This is a genomic window from Proteus vulgaris, assembly GCF_011045815.1.
Lineage (GTDB): Bacteria > Pseudomonadota > Gammaproteobacteria > Enterobacterales > Enterobacteriaceae > Proteus > Proteus vulgaris_B.
In genome coordinates this window covers 72,418-94,057 of record NZ_CP047346.1, presented here as the reverse complement: position 1 = coordinate 94,057, position 21,640 = coordinate 72,418, and the positions used below count along the sequence as shown (strand labels likewise).

The following is a 21,640-nucleotide window of genomic DNA, read 5'->3' as shown; positions in this document are numbered from 1 at the left end:
TTCAAAGGCCTTACATTTCAAAAACTCTGCTTACCAGGCGCATTTCGCCCAGGGGATCACCATAATAAAATGCTGAGGCCTGGCCTTTGCGTAGTGCACGCATCACCTCAATACCTTTGATGGTGGCGTAAGCCGTCTTCATGGATTTAAATCCCAGCGTGGCGCCGATTATCCGTTTCAGTTTGCCATGATCGCATTCAATCACGTTGTTCCGGTACTTAATCTGTCGGTGTTCAACGTCAGACGGGCACCGGCCTTCGCGTTTGAGCAGAGCAAGCGCGCGACCATAGGCGGGCGCTTTATCCGTGTTGATGAATCGCGGGATCTGCCACTTCTTCACGTTGTTGAGGATTTTACCCAGAAACCGGTATGCAGCTTTGCTGTTACGACGGGAGGAGAGATAAAAATCGACAGTGCGGCCCCGGCTGTCGACGGCCCGGTACAGATACGCCCAGCGGCCATTGACCTTCACGTAGGTTTCATCCATGTGCCACGGGCAAAGATCGGAAGGGTTACGCCAGTACCAGCGCAGCCGTTTTTCCATTTCAGGCGCATAACGCTGAACCCAGCGGTAAATCGTGGAGTGATCGACATTCACTCCGCGTTCAGCCAGCATCTCCTGCAGCTCACGGTAACTGATGCCGTATTTGCAGTACCAGCGTACGGCCCACAGAATGATGTCACGCTGAAAATGCCGGCCTTTGAATGGGTTCATGTGCAGCTCCATCAGCAAAAGGGGATGATAAGTTTATCACCACCGACTATTTGCAACAGTGCCAATAATGTTACAATGTGGGAGTATCAGTTTAAATTCTTCGTGAAATAGTGTTCTTTTAAGCTAATAAAAAATGCACGTGGAATTTAGGTCAAAGAAAAGTAAAGAAAAATTTATTTATGGAGGTAAAAAAGGATGAGTCAAGTTGTTGATTTTTTAAATGAAGCAAAAACTTTTTATTTTGCAACCGTTGAAGGAGACCAGCCAAGGGTCAGACCGTTTAATGCAGCCATGGAGAGGAATGGCAAGGTCTATCTTGGTACAACCAATCAGAAAAAAGTTTATCAGCAGTTATTGGCAAATTCAAAGGTGGAAGTCTCAGGTATGGCAAAAGGAAAATGGATTCGGCTCACCGGCGAAGCCGTAATTGATGATACCGTGGAAGCAAGGGAAGCAATGCTTGAAGCAAATCCGCCTTTGAGAGATATGTATAGCGCTGATGATGGGAAATTCACCGTATTTTATTTGAAAAACATGCAGGCAGTTTTATATTCCTTTACAGGAGATCCGGAGATATTAGATAATTAATCAAAACATGCAGCCCAAGTGTAGAATGAACTGACCCCCATAAGTTAGACCAAAAATCTAACTTATGGGAGGTCATTTTTTATGGCAAAATACAGTTATGAATTTAAGTTACAAGTTGTTCAAGCATATTTAGATTTTTATTTTGTCCGTTTTGTCTAGCTTACCGAAAGCCAGACTCAGCAAGAATAAAATTTTTATTGTCTTTCGGTTTTCTAGTGTAACGGACAAAACCACTCAAAATAAAAAAGATACAAGAGAGGTCTCTCGTATCTTTTATTCAGCAATCGCGCCCGATTGCTGAACAGATTAATAATAGATTTTAGCTTTTTATTTGTTGAAAAAAGCTAATCAAATTGTTGTCGGGATCAATTACTGCAAAGTCTCGTTCATCCCACCACTGATCTTTTAATGATGTATTGGGGTGCAAAATGCCCAAAGGCTTAATATGTTGATATAATTCATCAATTCCCTCTACTTCAATGCGGCAACTAGCAGTACCAGCAATAAACGACTCCGCACCTGTACAAACCGGTGAATCATTACTACGAGAGCGCCAGCCTTCATCACTTGCCTCCCATAGATGAATCCGAACCTCATTACACATTAGAACTGCGAATCCATCTTCATGGTGAACCAAAGTGAAACCTAGTTTATCGCAATAAAAACCTATACTCTTTTTAAGGCACTGTTGCAAAGTTAGCGATGAGGCAGCCTTTTGTCTTATTCAAAGGCCTTACATTTCAAAAACTCTGCTTACCAGGCGCATTTCGCCCAGGGGATCACCATAATAAAATGCTGAGGCCTGGCCTTTGCGTAGTGCACGCATCACCTCAATACCTTTGATGGTGGCGTAAGCCGTCTTCATGGATTTAAATCCCAGCGTGGCGTTGATTATCCGTTTCAGTTTGCCATGATCGCATTCAATCACGTTGTTCCGGTACTTAATCTGTCGGTGTTCAACGTCAGACGGGCACCGGCCTTCGCGTTTGAGCAGAGCAAGCGCGCGACCATAGGCGGGCGCTTTATCCGTGTTGATGAATCGTGGGATCTGCCACTTCTTCACGTTGTTGAGGATTTTACCCAGAAACCGGTATGCAGCTTTGCTGTTACGACGGGAGGAGAGATAAAAATCGACAGTGCGGCCCCGGCTGTCGACGGCCCGGTACAGATACGCCCAGCGGCCATTGACCTTCACGTAGGTTTCATCCATGTGCCACGGGCAAAGATCGGAAGGGTTACGCCAGTACCAGCGCAGCCGTTTTTCCATTTCAGGCGCATAACGCTGAACCCAGCGGTAAATCGTGGAGTGATCGACATTCACTCCGCGTTCAGCCAGCATCTCCTGCAGCTCACGGTAACTGATGCCGTATTTGCAGTACCAGCGTACGGCCCACAGAATGATGTCACGCTGAAAATGCCGGCCTTTGAATGGGTTCATGTGCAGCTCCATCAGCAAAAGGGGATGATAAGTTTATCACCACCGACTATTTGCAACAGTGCCGTTGATCGTGCTATGATCGACTGATGTCATCAGCGGTGGAGTGCAATGTCGTGCAATACGAATGGCGAAAAGCCGAGCTCATCGGTCAGCTTCTCAACCTTGGGGTTACCCCCGGCGGTGTGCTGCTGGTCCACAGCTCCTTCCGTAGCGTCCGGCCCCTCGAAGATGGGCCACTTGGACTGATCGAGGCCCTGCGTGCTGCGCTGGGTCCGGGAGGGACGCTCGTCATGCCCTCGTGGTCAGGTCTGGACGACGAGCCGTTCGATCCTGCCACGTCGCCCGTTACACCGGACCTTGGAGTTGTCTCTGACACATTCTGGCGCCTGCCAAATGTAAAGCGCAGCGCCCATCCATTTGCCTTTGCGGCAGCGGGGCCACAGGCAGAGCAGATCATCTCTGATCCATTGCCCCTGCCACCTCACTCGCCTGCAAGCCCGGTCGCCCGTGTCCATGAACTCGATGGGCAGGTACTTCTCCTCGGCGTGGGACACGATGCCAACACGACGCTGCATCTTGCCGAGTTGATGGCAAAGGTTCCCTATGGGGTGCCGAGACACTGCACCATTCTTCAGGATGGCAAGTTGGTACGCGTCGATTATCTCGAGAATGACCACTGCTGTGAGCGCTTTGCCTTGGCGGACAGGTGGCTCAAGGAGAAGAGCCTTCAGAAGGAAGGTCCAGTCGGTCATGCCTTTGCTCGGTTGATTCGCTCCCGCGACATTGTGGCGACAGCCCTGGGTCAACTGGGCCGAGATCCGTTGATCTTCCTGCATCCGCCAGAGGCGGGATGCGAAGAATGCGATGCCGCTCGCCAGTCGATTGGCTGAGCTCATGAGCGGAGAACGAGATGACGTTGGAGGGGCAAGGTCGCGCTGATTGCTGGGGCAACACGTGGAGCGGATCGGGGATTGTCTTTCTTCAGCTCGCTGATGATATGCTGACGCTCAATGCCGTTTGGCCTCCGACTAACGAAAATCCCGCATTTGGACGGCTGATCCGATTGGCACGGCGGACGGCGAATGGCGGAGCAGACGCTCGTCCGGGGGCAATGAGATATGAAAAAGCCTGAACTCACCGCGACGTCTGTCGAGAAGTTTCTGATCGAAAAGTTCGACAGCGTCTCCGACCTGATGCAGCTCTCGGAGGGCGAAGAATCTCGTGCTTTCAGCTTCGATGTAGGAGGGCGTGGATATGTCCTGCGGGTAAATAGCTGCGCCGATGGTTTCTACAAAGATCGTTATGTTTATCGGCACTTTGCATCGGCCGCGCTCCCGATTCCGGAAGTGCTTGACATTGGGGAATTCAGCGAGAGCCTGACCTATTGCATCTCCCGCCGTGCACAGGGTGTCACGTTGCAAGACCTGCCTGAAACCGAACTGCCCGCTGTTCTGCAGCCGGTCGCGGAGGCCATGGATGCGATCGCTGCGGCCGATCTTAGCCAGACGAGCGGGTTCGGCCCATTCGGACCGCAAGGAATCGGTCAATACACTACATGGCGTGATTTCATATGCGCGATTGCTGATCCCCATGTGTATCACTGGCAAACTGTGATGGACGACACCGTCAGTGCGTCCGTCGCGCAGGCTCTCGATGAGCTGATGCTTTGGGCCGAGGACTGCCCCGAAGTCCGGCACCTCGTGCACGCGGATTTCGGCTCCAACAATGTCCTGACGGACAATGGCCGCATAACAGCGGTCATTGACTGGAGCGAGGCGATGTTCGGGGATTCCCAATACGAGGTCGCCAACATCTTCTTCTGGAGGCCGTGGTTGGCTTGTATGGAGCAGCAGACGCGCTACTTCGAGCGGAGGCATCCGGAGCTTGCAGGATCGCCGCGGCTCCGGGCGTATATGCTCCGCATTGGTCTTGACCAACTCTATCAGAGCTTGGTTGACGGCAATTTCGATGATGCAGCTTGGGCGCAGGGTCGATGCGACGCAATCGTCCGATCCGGAGCCGGGACTGTCGGGCGTACACAAATCGCCCGCAGAAGCGCGGCCGTCTGGACCGATGGCTGTGTAGAAGTACTCGCCGATAGTGGAAACCGACGCCCCAGCACTCGTCCGAGGGCAAAGGAATAGAGTAGATGCCGACCGAACAAGAGCTGATTTCGAGAACGCCTCAGCCAGCAACTCGCGCGAGCCTAGCAAGGCAAATGCGAGAGAACGGCCTTACGCTTGGTGGCACAGTTCTCGTCCACAGTTCGCTAAGCTCGCTCGGCTGGGTCGCGGGAGGGCCGGTCGCAGTGATTCAGGCCCTTCTGGATTGTGTTGGTCCCCAGGGCACGATTGTCATGCCCACGCACTCGGGTGATCTGACTGATCCCGCAGATTGGAGATCGCCGCCCGTGCCTGCCGATTGGGTGCAGATCTTGCGCAACGAGATGCCGGCATACGATCCGCAAACCACACCAACTCGGAACATGGGTGCAGTGGCTGAATTGTTCCGGGCGTGTCGCAAACACTTTTGGAGGCAGCTATCACCCAGCCAAGGCCGGTATTTTCATGCTTTGTTAACCTTTTGCAGTCCGAAGAGGCGCGCAAGCAAATCATTCTGGTCATTGACGGTCCAGCCGCCTGAAAAGCCAAAGCCCTTCCGCAGCCACAGCATCGCCTCGAAACCCGCGATGGTTCGCCGCGCCGTGTTAAAGGATTGGAAACCGCCGATCTTCGGCATGTTCTTCTTCACCCGGAAATGGTCGCTCTCAATCCCCTGCTGGAGATGTTTGGTCACATAATGCACGGGATCGGGATGGAGAAGCCCATCATCAACCGACGTTTTGATCGTTGACGGGAAGGTGTTGGCCCCGTCCGTCCCAATCCTGTTCGGCGACAACAAGGGTTCATCTTTAAGCATCTTTCGGAAGAACCGCTTGGCAGCGTCGAGATCGCGCTTAGCGGTCAGCAGGAAATCCACCGGATTGCCATGCTTATCGATGGCTCGGTACAGATAGCGCCATTTGCCGCGGATCTTGACATAGGTCTCATCAATCCGGACCGAGCCGCAATGGGGTCGACGAAACTGCCGCAGCCGTTTCTCGATGACAGGTGCATAAGCCAATACCCAGCGGTTGATCGTGCTATGATCGACCTCGAAGCCCCGCTCGCGAAACATCTCTTCCAAGTCACGATAGCTGAGCGGGTAGCGCAAGTACCAGGCAACCGCCTGTACAATCAGCCAGGCCTCGAAATGCCTGCCCTTGAAATCATCCTTCGACTGGCGCTTCAGCTTTTCGGCAATGGTATTCAAAATCATCGGCTCGCTCCGCAATATCAGGAGCGGCAACTTCTCTCCCCATGGTCAACATCGAGTTAACCTGAAGAATTTGCGACAAGGCCATGCGTTCCGCTCCGGAGATGTCTGGCTTACTAGGTCCCGGCGCTATGGCGATCTGAAACACGCACTCGTTCCGGCACAATCCATCGCGGAAGGCGGTCGTCTCGCTGTGCCATTGCGGCCGGAGGAATGGCTGGCAGACCGGCAAGCTCGCCTCGACATGCGGTTGCGCGAGCTTGGCCGTGCCGCTCGCGCAGGCACGATCCCGGGCGGGTCGATTGAAAACGGCGTTCTGCATATCGAGAAACTCGAAGCCGCCGCGCCGACAGGCGCCGAAGATCTGGTGCTCGATCTCTACAAGCAGATCCCGCCCACGCGCATCACCGATCTCCTGCTGGAGGTGGATGCGGCGACCGGCTTCACCGAAGCGTTCACCCATCTGCGCACAGGAGCACCCTGCGCTGACCGGATCGGGCTAATGAACGTTATCTTGGCGGAAGGGATCAACCTCGGCTTGCGCAAAATGGCGGATGCGACAAACACCCACACCTTCTGGGAATTGATCCGCATTGGACGGTGGCATGTCGAGGGCGAAGCCTATGACCGGGCGCTGGCCATGGTGGTCGAGGCACAGGCAGCGTTACCCATGGCCCGGTTCTGGGGCATGGGCACGTCGGCTTCGAGCGACGGACAGTTCTTCGTCGCTACAGAGCAAGGTGAGGCCATGAACCTGGTCAACGCGAAATATGGCAATACCCCGGGCCTGAAAGCCTATAGCCACGTCTCCGACCAATATGCGCCGTTCGCAACCCAGGTGATTCCTGCAACGGCAAGCGAAGCGCCTTACATCCTCGATGGCCTGCTGATGAACGATGCTGGACGCCATATCCGCGAGCAGTTCACCGACACGGGCGGCTTCACCGATCACGTCTTTGCCGCATGTGCCATTCTCGGCTACCGGTTCGCTCCGCGCATCCGCGACCTGCCATCCAAACGGCTCTACGCGTTCAATCCGTCGGCCGCCCCGGCGCACCTGCGAGCGTTGATCGGCGGAAAGGTCAACCAAGCCATGATCGAGCGCAATTGGCCCGACATCCTGCGCATCGCCGCCACCATTGCTGCCGGGACCGTCGCGCCAAGCCAGATTCTGCGGAAACTCGCCTCCTATCCGCGGCAGAACGAGCTCGCGACAGCCCTGCGGGAAGTCGGTCGCGTCGAGCGCACCCTGTTCATGATCGACTGGATTCTGGATGCCGAACTCCAACGGCGTGCCCAGATCGGGCTCAACAAAGGCGAAGCTCATCATGCGCTGAAGCGGGCAATCAGCTTCCACCGCCGCGGTGAAATCCGCGACCGTTCCGCCGAAGGCCAGCATTACCGCATCGCCGGCATGAATCTGCTCGCCGCCATCATCATCTTCTGGAACACCATGAAGCTCGGCGAGGTCGTTGCAAACCAGAAACGCGATGGAAAGCTGCTATCGCCCGATCTCTTGGCCCATGTTTCGCCGCTCGGATGGGAACACATCAATCTCACCGGAGAATATCGCTGGCCAAAGCCTTAGCGTAGGATTCCGCCCCCTCCCGCAAACGACCCCATCCAGAGTTAGCTGTAGAAATGATTATGCCAGTCAAGGCTTTTGAAGAATTCTGCGCACACCATCAAGTACAGCACCTAAGTACGGATGATTTTGCAAAGATTGAATATGACCGCATGAAGTGGCGATTTGGACAGGCCGGTATTAGAGAATAAAAACTCTAGTCTTTATTAAAAAATCAGGAAGATTTATATGCAAATTGATATTAAAACATCTTCAGTTAAGCCTTTAAGAAATACTTATGCTTATATTGAAAAAAGATTTGGTGATAAACCAGCTTCACGTTATCAAGAAGCGACCTACGATATTCAGGAAGAAATTAATTTTCATTACAAACCTTTATGGCAGCCTGAATTTGATCTTTACGATAAGGGCCGTACTGTAATCCAAATGAAAGATTGGTACGTGCTTAAAGATCCTCGTCAATTTTATTATGGGGCTTATACCCAAACTCGAGCTAAACAACAAGAGATTTTAGAAAGTAATTTTACGCTTGTTGAAAAACACGATTTATTAAGAAATATTTCTGAAGAAATTCTAAACAAAGTAACGAAATTACTACTCCCACTTTATTGTAAACAAGACATTTTTATCTTTTATATTCAATGGCTTATTTTCCTGCTAATTGGTAATACCATGAAAAATACCATGCTCAGAAAAGGCTTAACAATATTTTGAAAAATTGCCTACTGAGCGCTGCCGCACAGCTCCATAGGCCGCTTTCCTGGCTTTGCTTCCAGATGTATGCTCTTCTGCTCCTGCAGCTAATGGATCACCGCAAACAGGTTACTCGCCTGGGGATTCCCTTTCGACCCGAGCATCCGTATGAGACTCATGCTCGATTATTATTATTATACTCTGTACACGACAAATTTCACAGAACCCTTATCCTATCAGGATTCTGCTTTCTTAAAATTGCCAAAATTTCCTTAAACTCTTCTTTTTTCCCAAAACCAATTAAACGCTGAATCGCCATTTGAACATAGTCTAAACCATAGCGAAATAAACTCATTGAGAGTCGTCCATGCTTCTTTATTTTTATCGCTTTTTTTTGATTATGTTGCCATTCACCCGTTAAGTAACACCAACAGAAGCTTATAGCTAACACCGCAATCAATTTTTTCACTCGTCTAGGGTCTGTCAAGCGCGTATTTTCAAGATTAAACCCGCGTCCTTTGAGACAACTGAATAAGGTTTCAATTTCCCAGCGTAATGCATAATCCTGAATAGCATTGGCATTAAACTGAGGAGAAACGACGAGTAAAAGCTCTCCATTTTCTAACTGTAGTGCACTTATATATAGTTTCACCCGACCAACCAAAATCCGTCGTTTACGACATTCAATTTGACCAACTTTAAGATGGCGAAATAAATCACTAATTTTATGATTCTTTCCTAAATGATTGGTGACAATGAAGTTTTTTTAACACGAATGCAGAAGTTGATGTCTTGTTCAATTAACCATGTAAACCACTGCTCACCGATAAACTCTCTGTCTGCGAACACATTCACAATACGGTCTTTACCAAAAATGGCTATAAAGCGTTGAATCAAAGCAATACGCTCTTTCGTATCTGAATTTCCACGTTTATTAAGCAATGTCCAAAGGATAGGTATCGCTATTCCACGATAAACGATTGCGAGCATCAGGATATTAATATTTCGTTTTCCCCATTTCCAATTGGTTCTATCTAAAGTCAGTTGCACTTGGTCGAATGAAAACATATTGAAAATCAACTGAGAAATTTGACGATAATCAAAATACTGACCTGCAAAGAAGCGCTGCATACGTCGATAAAATGATTGTGGTAAACACTTGATGGGCAAGGCTTTAGATGCAGAAGAAAGATTACATGTTTGCTTTAAAATAATCACAAGCATGATGAGCGCAAAGCACTTTAAATGTGACTTGTTCCATTTTAGAGATTTGTTTAAGATAAGATATAACTCATTGAGATGTGTCATAGTATTCGTCGTTAGAAAACAATTATTGTGACATTATTTCAATGAGTTATCTATTTTTGTCGTGTACAGAGATTATTATAGAAGCCCCCATGAATAAATCGCTCATCATTTTCGGCATCGTCAACATAACCTCGGACAGTTTCTCCGATGGAGGCCGGTATCTGGCGCCAGACGCAGCCATTGCGCAGGCGCGTAAGCTGATGGCCGAGGGGGCAGATGTGATCGACCTCGGTCCGGCATCCAGCAATCCCGACGCCGCGCCTGTTTCGTCCGACACAGAAATCGCGCGTATCGCGCCGGTGCTGGACGCGCTCAAGGCAGATGGCATTCCCGTCTCGCTCGACAGTTATCAACCCGCGACGCAAGCCTATGCCTTGTCGCGTGGTGTGGCCTATCTCAATGATATTCGCGGTTTTCCAGACGCTGCGTTCTATCCGCAATTGGCGAAATCATCTGCCAAACTCGTCGTTATGCATTCGGTGCAAGACGGGCAGGCAGATCGGCGCGAGGCACCCGCTGGCGACATCATGGATCACATTGCGGCGTTCTTTGACGCGCGCATCGCGGCGCTGACGGGTGCCGGTATCAAACGCAACCGCCTTGTCCTTGATCCCGGCATGGGGTTTTTTCTGGGGGCTGCTCCCGAAACCTCGCTCTCGGTGCTGGCGCGGTTCGATGAATTGCGGCTGCGCTTCGATTTGCCGGTGCTTCTGTCTGTTTCGCGCAAATCCTTTCTGCGCGCGCTCACAGGCCGTGGTCCGGGGGATGTCGGGGCCGCGACACTCGCTGCAGAGCTTGCCGCCGCCGCAGGTGGAGCTGACTTCATCCGCACACACGAGCCGCGCCCCTTGCGCGACGGGCTGGCGGTATTGGCGGCGCTGAAAGAAACCGCAAGAATTCGTTAACTGCACATTCGGGATATTTCTCTATATTCGCGGTTCAGCAGGCATGTCCCCTTTGAGGGCGACCCGACGACAGGATAATCGACCTTATGGTGCGCAAATATTTCGGCACAGACGGTATTCGTGGCAAAGCCAACGAAGGCGCGATGACGGCGGAAACCGCCTTGCGCGTCGGCATGGCGGCTGGCCGTGTCTTTCGTCGCGGTGACCACCGCCATCGTGTCGTGATCGGCAAGGATACGCGCCTGTCGGGCTATATGCTTGAACCCGCGCTCACAGCCGGTTTCACCTCGATGGGCATGGACGTATTCCTTTTTGGCCCGCTGCCGACAACGTATAGGAAGAATAAACGCCCTTTTCACCCAAGTCCAACAGCTTTGGACCGCAGTTGACTCTTTCGACACCCCTGCGATGCAACCCAATCCGGCTGACGGGGAGCCAGCAACGCTGAAAATTTACCCTCCTCTTTCCCACTAGCGGCTCCTTTTCCGACAACCAGCACGGCGGATCCCTGCCGCGGCGCTGTGAACGCAGCATTTTGATTGGTATCGTTGGCCTTCAGGCTCGTCAGTCAAACAGACCCAGGAGCAGCTCAGCCGGTGGCGCCCGGCTTTCGGGTAACGCCCTGGTCCCGCTGGTTTCGGCTTTGTGCTTCAGGTGATCAAGGATCTGCTTGATCACTATAGGGTCTTCAATGCAGGCGATGACTTTCATGGCGCCGCCGCAGCCGCTGCAGGTCTCGATGTCGATATTGAAAACACGCTTGAGCCGTTGCGCCCATGTCATCGACGCTCGCCGTTGTGCTGGTGTTGCCGGTTCATCAGCCACCCTGACCTTGTTGCCCCTGCCCCGTTTTGCCGGCGTGACCAACGCCCGGTGCCGACTGTTGGGTGCGAACACCCCGTGGAAGCGGGTTAGGTTGACTCTGGGCTTCGGTACCAGGGCGGCCAGCCTTGCAATGAAATCCAATGGTTCGAAAATGACGTGCGTGGTGCCGTCCCGGTACGGCGTCTTGAGCTGGTAGCGCACGTTGCCGCCTCGTGTTAACGACAGCCGCTTCTCGGATACCGCCGGGCGGCTGATGTACCGGCACAGCCGTTCGAGCTTCTTGCGTTCATCGGCCCTGGCCGCCACGCCGGCGTGCAGGCTGGACCCGGCTACCTTGCCAATCCCGTCACCGAACGGATCACCACTGGTCGGCAGAGTTTGCAAAGTGAACACCTTTCGCCCCGCCTGTGAACCGACAGCGATACGGTAAGTGATCGAGTGCCCCAGCAGGGGTGTCATCGGGTCGTCATCCACCGCATCCGAGGCCAGATAGCTGTTTTCGACATCCCGTTCCAGCAGGCCTTGCCGTTCCAGATAGCGACCCACCCGGTGGGCGATGGTGTGCGTCAGCTGGGTGAGCTCTGGGCTGGTCGGCGCCTTGACCCAGCGGAAACGCGCTGAGCCGTGGGATTGCTCGACATACACACCGTCGAGAAACAGCATGTGGAAGTGAACATTCAGATTGAGCGCCGATCCAAAACGCTGGATCAGGGTGACCGCGCCCGTCTTGGCCACTTGGTGGGTATGGCCCGCTTTCTTGACCAGGTGCGTGGCAATGACGCGGTAAACGATGCCCAGCACCCACCCCATGATCTCGGGCCGGCTGGCAAACAGGAAACGCAGCTGAAACGGGAAGCTCAACACCCACTGACGCATGGGTTGTTCAGGCAGTACTTCATCAACCAGCAAGGCGGCACTTTCGGCCATCCGCCGCGCCCCACAGCTCGGGCAGAAACCGCGACGCTTACAGCTGAAAGCGACCAGGTGCTCGGCGTGGCAAGACTCGCAGCGAACCCGTAGAAAGCCATGCTCCAGCCGCCCGCATTGGAGAAATTCTTCAAATTCCCGTTGCACATAGCCCGGCAATTCCTTTCCCTGCTCTGCCATAAGCGCAGCGAATGCCGGGTAATACTCGTCAACGATCTGATAGAGAAGGGTTTGCTCGGGTCGGTGGCTCTGGTAACGACCAGTATCCCGATCCCGGCTGGCCGTCCTGGCCGCCACATGAGGCATGTTCCGCGTCCTTGCAATACTGTGTTTACATACAGTCTATCGCTTAGCGGAAAGTTCTTTTACCCTCAGCCGAAATGCCTGCCGTTGCTAGACATTGCCAGCCAGTGCCCGTCACTCCGCGGTCTTCACTGCGTGATCGAGTTGATCGACACCCGCCGTGACACGCTCCATGAAGTGCCTGCCTGCGTCTGTTAGCCGAACGCCCCGCGCATGGCGCTCAAATAGCAGGACACCAAGGTTATCCTCCAGCGCTTTCACACGCGCGCTGACGCTCGACTGGCTGATACCAAGTGCCTTGGCCGCATGCCGAAAATTCAGATGCTCGGCGACGGCGATGAACTGAACAAGGGAAATGAGCGGTATCCTGCCAGACAGGATACCGACATTCACGAGGTTTCGATGGTTAGTGCGCCGCATCGGAGCGGGCCTGCTACCAGTCGTCGGTTAGACGACTGGCGACTTCTCGGTGGCAGCCCCACGGAGCCGAAGGAGCACCAGCCCCAACGAAACCAGTACCGCCATCGCCGTGGCGTAACAGATCACGGGCCACGCTGTGTCACCGTTTAAAAGTGCCACCGCCAATGTCCCGACAATGCTGACTATCAGGCTTTGAACGCAGAAGTAGAACGCGACCGCTGATCCCGCGATGTCGTCGAACTCTGCCAAAGCGCCGTTCGCGGTAACGGACACCGTGAAGACAATACCGACCGCGACAACCCACATCGGTAGGATGAAGGTGAGGAATGACGGCGAGCCGTAAAGTTCGCCGATCCCCAACAGGACCGCTCCGCAAACAAGCAACGCCATCCCACGCGCCACGCATCCTGCGATGCCCCATCTGGCGACAAAGGACTTCGCGAAACGGGTTGTCACGATCATTACAAGCGCGACAGTGGCGAAGGCAAAGCTGAATCCGATCTCGGAATATTCCGCTTGGCCTATGAGCACACGGGGAGCCGTCGAGAAGAAGACGAAGTAGGTGCCCATACCGGCGCTAAAGCCGACAGTGTAAACCCAAAAAGCCGGACTCGCGAAGATCGGCAAGACAGATCGGCGCGTCTTGACTTGATCCAGAGGGCGGGTTTCGTGCCACCTGAAACCCGCATTTAGGAGTGCGAGCATCGCCAGTATAGCCAAAGTAATGAATATCGCCTGCCATCCCAAGAACTCGCCGATCAATACTCCGGCGATAGGGCCGAGCGCAGGCACGAACGCCAGCATCGAACTGAAAAGGCCGTAGATGACGACACCCTCAGGACGGTTGGCATAAACGTCGCGAACCGTCGCGAACGTCGCCACCAGCATGGCCGACGCGCCCACTGCTTGAAGTAGACGGAAAGCGACAAAGGCCGGTGCAGTTGAAGACCAAGCTGCTCCCAGAGACGCAATGACGAAAGCCGTTGCGCCCGCAAGTAGAATTGGCCGTCGCCCGATTCTGTCTGAGAGCGGACCAAAAATCACCTGGCCCACGCCGAGCATCACCATATAGAGGCTCAACGTGAGTTGGATCATAGCGGGCGTCGTGTTCAGGATGCCGGGCATCGCTGGAACGACAGGGAGATAAATATCCATCGCCAGTGAAGCGAGGATGTCGAAAGGAGCCATCAGCAGCAGTGCTGCCGGCAGCGTATAGGCCCACGCGGGGCGTGTGGTGGTCATGACGAATCAACCCTCGATTAAGATTAAGGAATACCGGGCGACGTCTGCTCGTCAGCAATCAGATGAGACTAGCCTTACAGAGCGCCGCAACAACAATACTGGTTGTTGCGGCTTACTTGTCTGCTGACTTGGAATTTCCCATCTGATTACTCCACGCTTACGAATATGAATTGCTACATTTTATCAGATTATCTTTTGCTTCGCAATGCGGCATGGGCGCACTCAGCGTTCCAGCCCCCTCTGCCGCCCTAACTGCCACGACACCGACCCGCCCTGCACGATGCCCATAACCTCGCGGCCGAGTTGGCGGTCGATGATCGGCCGCCACGGGACAAGGGTGAACTCATGGGATTTCTCGACCACGGCGAACTTGCCGCTCGATAGATGCACGGTTCCGGTAAACTTGCCGCTGACGCTCTCGCCGTCCGTGGCGGCGCGGAACGGCAGGCCCTTACTCAAAGCCATATCCGATCCGACGCCGGCTACCTCGCGCTCCCGCAGGATGGCGAGAAGGTTGCGCCGGTAGAAGACGCGGCTGTCCCGGCTGCGGGTGGCGTCGCCCTGTTCGATATGGTGCTCGCGGCGCTGGTCCATGGCTTCGCGGACTTGTTGCCCGAAGCCGGTTGGCGCAAGGTCGGCCGTCTCGCCGTGGATCAGCCGCCGGTCCAGCCAGGTCGCGCCGTCCGATCCGATCTGTTTGTTCAGATCGACCGGGGAAAGGACGCGAACGCTGGCCTGACTGTCTCGGCCGGCGTCATGGGCGGCGGCACGGCTGACCAGATCATCGGGGATGCGCCATTGGTCGGCGTCGATCCGCTCGACGATACCGGCCCGGCGTAGCGCCTCCAGCCGGCGCACATGGGCATCGACATAGCCCTCATAGTCGCCGCCTGGAACGCGGCACGTATAGGAAGAATAAACGCCCTTTTCACCCAAGTCCAACAGCTTTGGACCGCAGTTGACTCTTTCGACACCCCTGCGATGCAACCCAATCCGGCTGACGGGGAGCCAGCAACGCTGAAAATTTACCCTCCTCTTTCCCACTAGCGGCTCCTTTTCCGACAACCAGCACGGCGGATCCCTGCCGCGGCGCTGTGAACGCAGCATTTTGATTGGTATCGTTGGCCTTCAGGCTCGTCAGTCAAACAGACCCAGGAGCAGCTCAGCCGGTGGCGCCCGGCTTTCGGGTAACGCCCTGGTCCCGCTGGTTTCGGCTTTGTGCTTCAGGTGATCAAGGATCTGCTTGATCACTATAGGGTCTTCAATGCAGGCGATGACTTTCATGGCGCCGCCGCAGCCGCTGCAGGTCTCGATGTCGATATTGAAAACACGCTTGAGCCGTTGCGCCCATGTCATCGACGCTCGCCGTTGTGCTGGTGTTGCCGGTTCATCAGCCACCCTGACCTTGTTGCCCCTGCCCCGTTTTGCCGGCGTGACCAACGCCCGGTGCCGACTGTTGGGTGCGAACACCCCGTGGAAGCGGGTTAGGTTGACTCTGGGCTTCGGTACCAGGGCGGCCAGCCTTGCAATGAAATCCAATGGTTCGAAAATGACGTGCGTGGTGCCGTCCCGGTACGGCGTCTTGAGCTGGTAGCGCACGTTGCCGCCTCGTGTTAACGACAGCCGCTTCTCGGATACCGCCGGGCGGCTGATGTACCGGCACAGCCGTTCGAGCTTCTTGCGTTCATCGGCCCTGGCCGCCACGCCGGCGTGCAGGCTGGACCCGGCTACCTTGCCAATCCCGTCACCGAACGGATCACCACTGGTCGGCAGAGTTTGCAAAGTGAACACCTTTCGCCCCGCCTGTGAACCGACAGCGATACGGTAAGTGATCGAGTGCCCCAGCAGGGGTGTCATCGGGTCGTCATCCACCGCATCCGAGGCCAGATAGCTGTTTTCGACATCCCGTTCCAGCAGGCCTTGCCGTTCCAGATAGCGACCCACCCGGTGGGCGATGGTGTGCGTCAGCGGCACTGTTGCAAATAACCACGAATGGTAAGCTGAAGACTGTTTTAGCTAAAGGTGCAGCATATGAATCCTTTCCATGGTCGGCATTTTCAGGGCGAAATCATTCTTTGGGCTGTGCGCTGGTATTGTAAATATGGCATTAGCTATCGTGAACTGCAGGAAATGCTGGCCGAACGGGGTGTGAATGTTGATCACACGACTATTTACCGTTGGGTTCAACGTTATGCTCCTGAAATAGAAAAACGTTTACGCTGGTATTGGCGTAATCCTACAGATCTGAGCTCGTGGCATATTGATGAAACCTATGTAAAAGTGAATGGACGATGGTCTTATCTGTATCGTGCAGTCGATCAACGTGGCGATACCATTGATTTTTATCTTTCTTCTAGACGTAATACCAAATCAGCATATTGTTTTCTTGGAAAAATTTTAAATAATGTGAAGAAGTGGCAAATTCCACAAGTGATCAACACGGATAAAGCACCCACATATGGACGTGCTTTATCACGGTTAAAACGGGAAGGTAAATGTCCACCAGACCTTGAGCACAGGCAGATTAAGTATAAAAATAACGTGATTGAATGTGATCATGGCAAGCTAAAGCGGATCATCAGGGCCACATTAGGATTCAAATCTATGAAGACGGCTTATGCCACAATTAAAGGTATTGAAGTCATGCGTGCACTACGTAAAGGACAAGCATCGTCATTTTATTATGGTCAGCCTCAGGGTGAAGTGTGTCTAATCAACAGGGTTTTCGGTCTCTAAGTACTTTTTAAAGGGAACATCATCGACTCAAATCTCTATTTGCAACAGTGCCAAAAAAACCAACTTCAAGTTGGTTTTTCTTTTTTAATCATCAGTGGCGACCTTAACACCATATCCAATTAAACCTGCAAGGCTAGCATAGGCTATTTTGGCATAAATCGAACCCCACCAGACCGTAATTTTACTGGCACCAAATTCCCGAACCGTTTGCCCCATAAAATTAGTGGTTTCATAGAAATTTTTAGCAGAATAACCTAACGCAATATGATCAAGGACAGGGAATAAACTAAAAGCTAAACCTACTGCTGCTGCGGGGAAAGTAAACTCTCTTGATAGACCGAATTTTCCAGTAATAAATACAAGCGATACCACGATAATTAATCTAATGATAGTCCATAGCATCACTGTGAAAGGCAAGTTAAAGATGCCTGCTCCCTGCCACGCAAGACCGCAAACAACTAGGGGTCGTCTCAGAAAACGGAAAATAAAGCACGCTAAGCCGGTTGCAGAGGCCGTAGCGGCCTGAACTTCCCCGCGCCGATCTTGGCGCTGCTGCGCCATAGGTAATCACCGGTCAGGTTGATGTGCTCCCAGCCGAGTGGCGACAGGTACTGCAATAGCGAGTCATCGACGGCATGACCATTGCCGCGCAACGCATGCGCCGCACGCTCCAGGTAGACCGTGTTCCACAGCACGATGGCCGCCGTCACCAGGTTGAGGCCGCTGGCCCGGTAGCGCTGCTGCTCGAAACTGCGGTCACGGATTTCACCAAGGCGGTTGAAGAACACGGCACGGGCCAGCGCATTGCGCGCCTCGCCCTTGTTCAGCCCGGCATGCACGCGGCGGCGTAGCTCGACGCTTTGCAGCCAGTCGAGGATGAACAGCGTGCGCTCGATGCGGCCCAACTCGCGCAGCGCGACGGCCAAGCCGTTCTGGCGCGGGTAGCTGCCGAGTTTCCTGAGCATCAGCGAGGCCGTCACCGTGCCCTGCTTGATCGAGGTGGCCAGCCGCAGGATTTCGTCCCAATGGGCGCGGACGTGCTTGATGTTGAGCGTGCCGCCGATCATCGGCTTGAGCGCGTCATAGGCGGCATCGCCCTTCGGGATGTAGAGCTTGGTGTCGCCCAGGTCGCGGATGCGCGGCGCGAAGCGGAAGCCCAAGAGGTGCATCAGGGCGAAGACGTGATCGGTGAAGCCCGCCGTGTCGGTGTAGTGCTCCTCGATCCGCAGGTCGGATTCGTGGTACAGCAGGCCGTCGAGCACGTAGGTTGAGTCGCGCAGGCCGACATTGACCACCTTGGTGTGGAATGGCGCGTATTGGTCGGAGATGTGGGTGTAGAAAGTCCGTCCTGGGCTGCTGCCATATTTTGGGTTGATGTGCCCCGTGCTCTTTGCCTTGCTAGCGGTTCGGAAATTCTGTCCGTCCGATGATGATGTGGTGCCATCGCCCCAGTGCCCGGCAAAGGGATGCCGAAACTGAGCGTTGACCAGTTCAGCCAACGCTGTCGAGTACGTTTCGTCGCGGGTATGCCAGGCTTGCAGCCAAGCGAGCTTCGCGTAGGTCGTGCCGGGGCAGGACTCGGCCATCTTGGTCAGGCCCAGGTTGATCGCGTCGGCCAGGATCGTGGTCAACAACAGGTTCTTGTCCTTGGCCAGATCGCCCGATTTCAAGTGCGTGAAGTGCCGGGTGAAGCCCGTCCACTCATCGACTTCGAGCAGCAGTTCGGTGATCTTGACGTGCGGCAGGACCATGGCTGTCTGGTCTATCAGCGCCTGCGCGGTGTCGGGCACCGCCGCATCCAGCGGCGTGATCTTCAAGCCCGACTCGGTGATGATGGCATCCGGCAGGTCGTTGGCTGCCGCCATGCGGTTGACGGTGGCAAGTTGTGCTTCCAGCAGCGTCAGCCGCTCATGCAGATATTGTTCGCAGTCGGTGGCCACGGCCAGCGGCAATTCGCTGGACTGCTTGAGGCTGGTGAACTTCTCGGGCGGTACCAGGTAGTCCTCGAAGTCCTTGAACTGGCGTGAACCCTGCACCCAGATGTCGCCCGAGCGCAGGGAGTTCTTCAACTCGGACTGCGCGCACAGTTCGTAGTAGCGCCGGTCGATGCCGGCGTCGGTCATCACCAGTTTCTGCCAGCGCGGCTTGATGAAGCCGGTCGGTGCATCGGCTGGCAGCTTGCGGGCGTTGTCGGTGTTCATGCCGCGCAGCACCTCAATGGCATCAAGCACGTTTTTGGCGGCGGGCGCGGCCCGCAGCTTGAGCACGGCAAGGAATTCCGGTGCATAGCGGCGCAGGGTGGCGTAGCTCTCGCCGATGCGATGCAGGAAATCGAAGTCATCGGGTTGCGCGAGCTTCTGCGCCTCGGTGACGCTCTCGGCAAAGGAATCCCAGGACATGACGGCCTCGATGGCGGCAAACGCATCGCGGCCTGATTGCTTGGCGTCGATCAGCGCCTGACCGATGCGCCCGTACAGACGTACCTTGGCGTTGATGGCCTTGCCTGACGCCTGGAACTGCTGCTGATGCTTATTCTTGGCAGCGTTAAACAGCTTACCCAGGATGCGGTCGTGCAGGTCGATGATTTCGTCGGTGACGGTGGCCAGCGCCACGAGAGTGGCGTAGCGCCGTTGCGGCTCGAATTTGGCCAGGTCGGCGGGTGTCATCTGGCCGCCCTCGCGGGCAATCTTGAGCAGGCGGTTCTGGTGAACCAGCCGCTCGATGCCGGTAGGCAGATCGAGTGCCTGCCATGCCTTGAGGCGTTCGATGTGTTCCAGCATATGCCGCGAATTTGGCTTGGCCGGAGACTGGCGCAACCAAGCCAACCAGGTCGTCTTGCCGTTGTCCCGGCGCTTGAGCAGATCGTCGAGGCGGCGGCGATGCGCGTCCGCCAGTGGTTCGGCCAAGGCGTCGTAGATGCGCCGGTTAGCACGGGTGATCGCCTCGGCACTCGCCCGCTCGACGGCGTTGAGGGCGGGCAGAATGACCGACTGCCGCCGCAGGTGCCCGATCAAGGCGCTGGCCAGCACGATGCCTTTGTCGGTTTGCATCGCCAGCTCGGTCAGCATCTGGACGGCCTGCCGGTAATGGCTCATGGTGAAGGGCCGGAAACCGAACACGGTTTGCAGCTCGCTCAGGTGCTCGCGCCGGGTCTGCTCCCGCTGGCCGTACTCGTTCCAGCTTTCGACGCCGACCTTGAGCTGGTCGGCGACCAGCTTCAACAAGGGCGGGAACGGTAGTTCATCGACGCCCAGGATGACGCCGGGAAAGCGCAGGTAACAGAGCTGCACCGCGAAGCCCAGCCGATTGGCTGGCCCGCGCCGCTGTCGGATGATCGAGAGGTCGGTATCGTTGAATGTGTAATGTCGGATCAGGTCGTCCTTGGAGTCCGGCAACGCCAGCAGGCTTTCCCGCTCGGCGGCGGACAGGATGGAACGACGTGGCATATTTACTGATCCGTTCTCAAGTATTGATACAGGGTTTCGCGACTGATTCCGAATTCACGAGCAAGCTTGGTCTTTTGCTCGCCAGCCTCGACACGTTGGCGCAGTTCGGCAATACGCTCAGACGACAGGGATTTCTTCCTGCCACGGTAAGCCCCGCGTTGCTTGGCGAGCGCAATACCCTCGCGCTGACGCTCGCGGATCAGGGCGCGCTCGAACTCGGCGAACGCGCCCATCACCGAGAGCATCAGGTTCGCCATCGGAGAGTCTTCGCCAGTAAAACTGAGGTGTTCCTTGACGAATTCGATATGCACGCCGCGTTGTGTCAGCGTTTGCACGATCCGGCGCAAATCATCGAGATTGCGCGCCAGGCGATCCATGCTATGCACCACCACGGTGTCGCCGGTGCGGGCGAAGCTTATCAGCGCTTCCAGTTGCGGACGCTTGACATCCTTGCCGGATGCCTTGTCGCTAAAAGCGCGATCAACCTTGACGCCTTCCAGTTGCCGTTCCGGGTTCTGGTCGAAGGTGCTGACCCTGATATACCCAATGCGCTGTCCAGTCATGGAATTCCCTGCAAAATGTCAGGGAAGACTCTATGACCTTCAACGAGATATGTCAATAAATTCAAAATTCAATCCTATCCTGACGCAATTTACACATGGCATCTGACATCAGGTTAGGGTATGCCTCAACCTGACGGCGGCGAATCACAAGCGTCCGGTTTGACGCTGGTTTCGGTCGCAGTGCTGGCCCGCGCCTGGAAGCGCTGATAGCACTCCAGCCCGCAGAAATGCTCCACGTACTCGGCCCCTTCCGGCGTGAAGGCGGCATCGAGCGGGATTTCCTTGCAGCACACGCAGCAACTGGTGCTCGGTTCATTGGCGTTCATGGTGGTGTTCCTCCATTGGTTGACGAAGCCGACGAAGGCCGCCGCCGGCATCGGCCTGGCGAACAGGAAACCCTGCACCGTGTCGCAACCCGCCTGCCGCAACCACGCAAGGCAGTCGGGTGTTTCCACACCCTCGGCTACCACCTCCATTGTCGTTTTCAGAAGACGGCTGCACTGAACGTCAGAAGCCGACTGCACTATAGCAGCGGAGGGGTTGGATCCATCAGGCAACGACGGGCTGCTGCCGGCCATCAGCGGACGCAGGGAGGACTTTCCGCAACCGGCCGTTCGATGCGGCACCGATG

At 54.9% G+C, this 21,640-nt stretch carries 19 protein-coding genes and 5 pseudogenes; 10 read left to right on the top strand and 14 right to left on the bottom strand.

From position 1 onward, the window contains the following. Positions 1-10 precede the first annotated feature (10 nt). The gene (locus GTH24_RS21775; protein ID WP_001067855.1) at positions 11-715 is read right to left on the bottom strand and encodes an IS6-like element IS26 family transposase; all 705 of its coding nucleotides are present in this window, start codon (positions 713-715) and stop codon (positions 11-13) included. A 195-nt stretch (positions 716-910) separates the two neighbouring features. On the opposite strand from GTH24_RS21775, the gene GTH24_RS21770 reads away from it, so the two are divergent. Further along, the gene (locus GTH24_RS21770) at positions 911-1,303 is read left to right on the top strand and encodes a pyridoxamine 5'-phosphate oxidase family protein (protein WP_000084744.1); all 393 of its coding nucleotides are present in this window, start codon (positions 911-913) and stop codon (positions 1,301-1,303) included. A gap of 319 nt (positions 1,304-1,622) precedes the next feature. On the opposite strand, the gene bleO is transcribed toward GTH24_RS21770, so the two are convergent. After that, positions 1,623-2,027 (bottom strand): bleomycin binding protein, encoded by a 405-nt coding sequence (gene bleO / locus GTH24_RS21765; protein WP_064732565.1) that lies wholly within the window; start codon positions 2,025-2,027, stop codon positions 1,623-1,625. Between the two features lie 9 nt (positions 2,028-2,036). After that, a complete protein-coding gene (locus GTH24_RS21760) occupies positions 2,037-2,741 on the bottom strand; it encodes an IS6-like element IS26 family transposase (protein WP_001067858.1) in 705 nt (234 codons plus the stop codon). Between the two features lie 113 nt (positions 2,742-2,854). On the opposite strand from GTH24_RS21760, the gene aac(3)-IVa reads away from it, so the two are divergent. From aac(3)-IVa to GTH24_RS21745, 3 genes and pseudogenes are all read left to right on the top strand, one after another. Then, positions 2,855-3,631, top strand: coding sequence for an aminoglycoside N-acetyltransferase AAC(3)-IVa (aac(3)-IVa, locus tag GTH24_RS21755; protein ID WP_001199192.1), 777 nt, complete (start codon positions 2,855-2,857; stop codon positions 3,629-3,631). A 228-nt stretch (positions 3,632-3,859) separates the two neighbouring features. After that, complete coding sequence (aph(4)-Ia, locus tag GTH24_RS21750) at positions 3,860-4,885, top strand: aminoglycoside O-phosphotransferase APH(4)-Ia (protein WP_000742814.1); 1,026 nt, start codon at positions 3,860-3,862, stop codon at positions 4,883-4,885. A gap of 5 nt (positions 4,886-4,890) precedes the next feature. Continuing rightward, a pseudogene (locus GTH24_RS21745) lies at positions 4,891-5,244 on the top strand (AAC(3) family N-acetyltransferase); the annotation flags it as partial. A gap of 62 nt (positions 5,245-5,306) precedes the next feature. Here the strand turns inward: GTH24_RS21745 and GTH24_RS21740 are convergent. Then, entirely contained in the window at positions 5,307-6,059 is a 753-nt protein-coding gene (locus GTH24_RS21740; protein ID WP_000602738.1) for an IS6 family transposase, read from the bottom strand. An 85-nt stretch (positions 6,060-6,144) separates the two neighbouring features. On the opposite strand from GTH24_RS21740, the pseudogene GTH24_RS21735 reads away from it, so the two are divergent. The 3 genes and pseudogenes from GTH24_RS21735 to GTH24_RS21725 form a co-directional block, all read left to right on the top strand. Further along, positions 6,145-7,644, top strand: a pseudogene (locus tag GTH24_RS21735) (Tn3 family transposase); the annotation flags it as partial. A gap of 53 nt (positions 7,645-7,697) precedes the next feature. Next, positions 7,698-7,832, top strand: a complete 135-nt coding sequence (locus GTH24_RS22530) for a phenol hydroxylase subunit (RefSeq protein ID WP_223231885.1) — start codon at positions 7,698-7,700, stop codon at positions 7,830-7,832. 37 nt (positions 7,833-7,869) lie between these two features. Continuing rightward, complete coding sequence (locus GTH24_RS21725) at positions 7,870-8,355, top strand: hypothetical protein (protein WP_006581703.1); 486 nt, start codon at positions 7,870-7,872, stop codon at positions 8,353-8,355. A 196-nt stretch (positions 8,356-8,551) separates the two neighbouring features. Here the strand turns inward: GTH24_RS21725 and GTH24_RS21715 are convergent. Next, positions 8,552-9,642 (bottom strand): IS4-like element ISAba1 family transposase gene (locus GTH24_RS21715; RefSeq protein WP_085940648.1). Its coding sequence is split into 2 segments (ribosomal slippage): positions 8,552-9,102 and positions 9,102-9,642, totalling 1,092 coding nucleotides; the frame shifts between segments, so codons are not numbered across the junction. Positions 9,643-9,731: 89 nt separating this feature from the next. Here GTH24_RS21715 and sul2 point away from each other — a divergent pair. Beyond that, positions 9,732-10,547 carry a sulfonamide-resistant dihydropteroate synthase Sul2 gene (gene sul2, locus GTH24_RS21710; RefSeq protein WP_001043260.1) on the top strand — a complete coding sequence of 272 codons (816 nt, stop codon included), beginning with the start codon at positions 9,732-9,734 and terminating at the stop codon, positions 10,545-10,547. Positions 10,548-10,633: 86 nt separating this feature from the next. Further along, positions 10,634-10,876 (top strand): annotated as a pseudogene (gene glmM, locus GTH24_RS21705) (phosphoglucosamine mutase); the annotation flags it as partial. Between the two features lie 235 nt (positions 10,877-11,111). On the opposite strand, the gene GTH24_RS21695 reads toward glmM, so the two are convergent. From GTH24_RS21695 to GTH24_RS21675, 5 genes and pseudogenes are all read right to left on the bottom strand, one after another. Then, positions 11,112-12,605, bottom strand: coding sequence for an IS91-like element ISCR2 family transposase (locus GTH24_RS21695; RefSeq protein WP_001120888.1), 1,494 nt, complete (start codon positions 12,603-12,605; stop codon positions 11,112-11,114). A 111-nt stretch (positions 12,606-12,716) separates the two neighbouring features. Further along, entirely contained in the window at positions 12,717-13,022 is a 306-nt protein-coding gene (locus GTH24_RS21690) for a LysR family transcriptional regulator (protein WP_001255015.1), read from the bottom strand. A 27-nt stretch (positions 13,023-13,049) separates the two neighbouring features. Continuing rightward, entirely contained in the window at positions 13,050-14,264 is a 1,215-nt protein-coding gene (gene floR, locus GTH24_RS21685) for a chloramphenicol/florfenicol efflux MFS transporter FloR (protein WP_000214122.1), read from the bottom strand. A gap of 222 nt (positions 14,265-14,486) precedes the next feature. Continuing rightward, complete coding sequence (locus GTH24_RS22295) at positions 14,487-15,371, bottom strand: DUF3363 domain-containing protein (RefSeq protein WP_001447541.1); 885 nt, start codon at positions 15,369-15,371, stop codon at positions 14,487-14,489. A 30-nt stretch (positions 15,372-15,401) separates the two neighbouring features. Then, positions 15,402-16,232: pseudogene (locus GTH24_RS21675) on the bottom strand (IS91-like element ISCR2 family transposase); the annotation flags it as partial. 63 nt (positions 16,233-16,295) lie between these two features. On the opposite strand from GTH24_RS21675, the gene GTH24_RS21670 reads away from it, so the two are divergent. Further along, a complete protein-coding gene (locus GTH24_RS21670; protein ID WP_001067784.1) occupies positions 16,296-17,000 on the top strand; it encodes an IS6-like element IS1006 family transposase in 705 nt (234 codons plus the stop codon). Between the two features lie 84 nt (positions 17,001-17,084). Here GTH24_RS21670 and GTH24_RS21665 read toward each other — a convergent pair whose 3' ends face one another. From GTH24_RS21665 to GTH24_RS21650, 4 genes and pseudogenes are all read right to left on the bottom strand, one after another. After that, positions 17,085-17,561: a hypothetical protein gene (locus tag GTH24_RS21665; RefSeq protein WP_223171565.1), complete on the bottom strand. Its 477-nt coding sequence runs from the start codon at positions 17,559-17,561 to the stop codon at positions 17,085-17,087. Then, positions 17,495-20,446, bottom strand: coding sequence for a Tn3-like element TnAs3 family transposase (locus tag GTH24_RS21660; RefSeq protein ID WP_164526968.1), 2,952 nt, complete (start codon positions 20,444-20,446; stop codon positions 17,495-17,497). Before GTH24_RS21660 ends, GTH24_RS21665 begins: the two co-directional genes overlap by 67 nt. Before the next feature lie 2 nt (positions 20,447-20,448). Continuing rightward, entirely contained in the window at positions 20,449-21,009 is a 561-nt protein-coding gene (locus GTH24_RS21655) for a recombinase family protein (RefSeq protein ID WP_000147567.1), read from the bottom strand. 125 nt (positions 21,010-21,134) lie between these two features. Then, positions 21,135-21,485 (bottom strand): annotated as a pseudogene (locus GTH24_RS21650) (DUF3330 domain-containing protein); the annotation flags it as partial. Positions 21,486-21,640 lie beyond the last annotated feature (155 nt).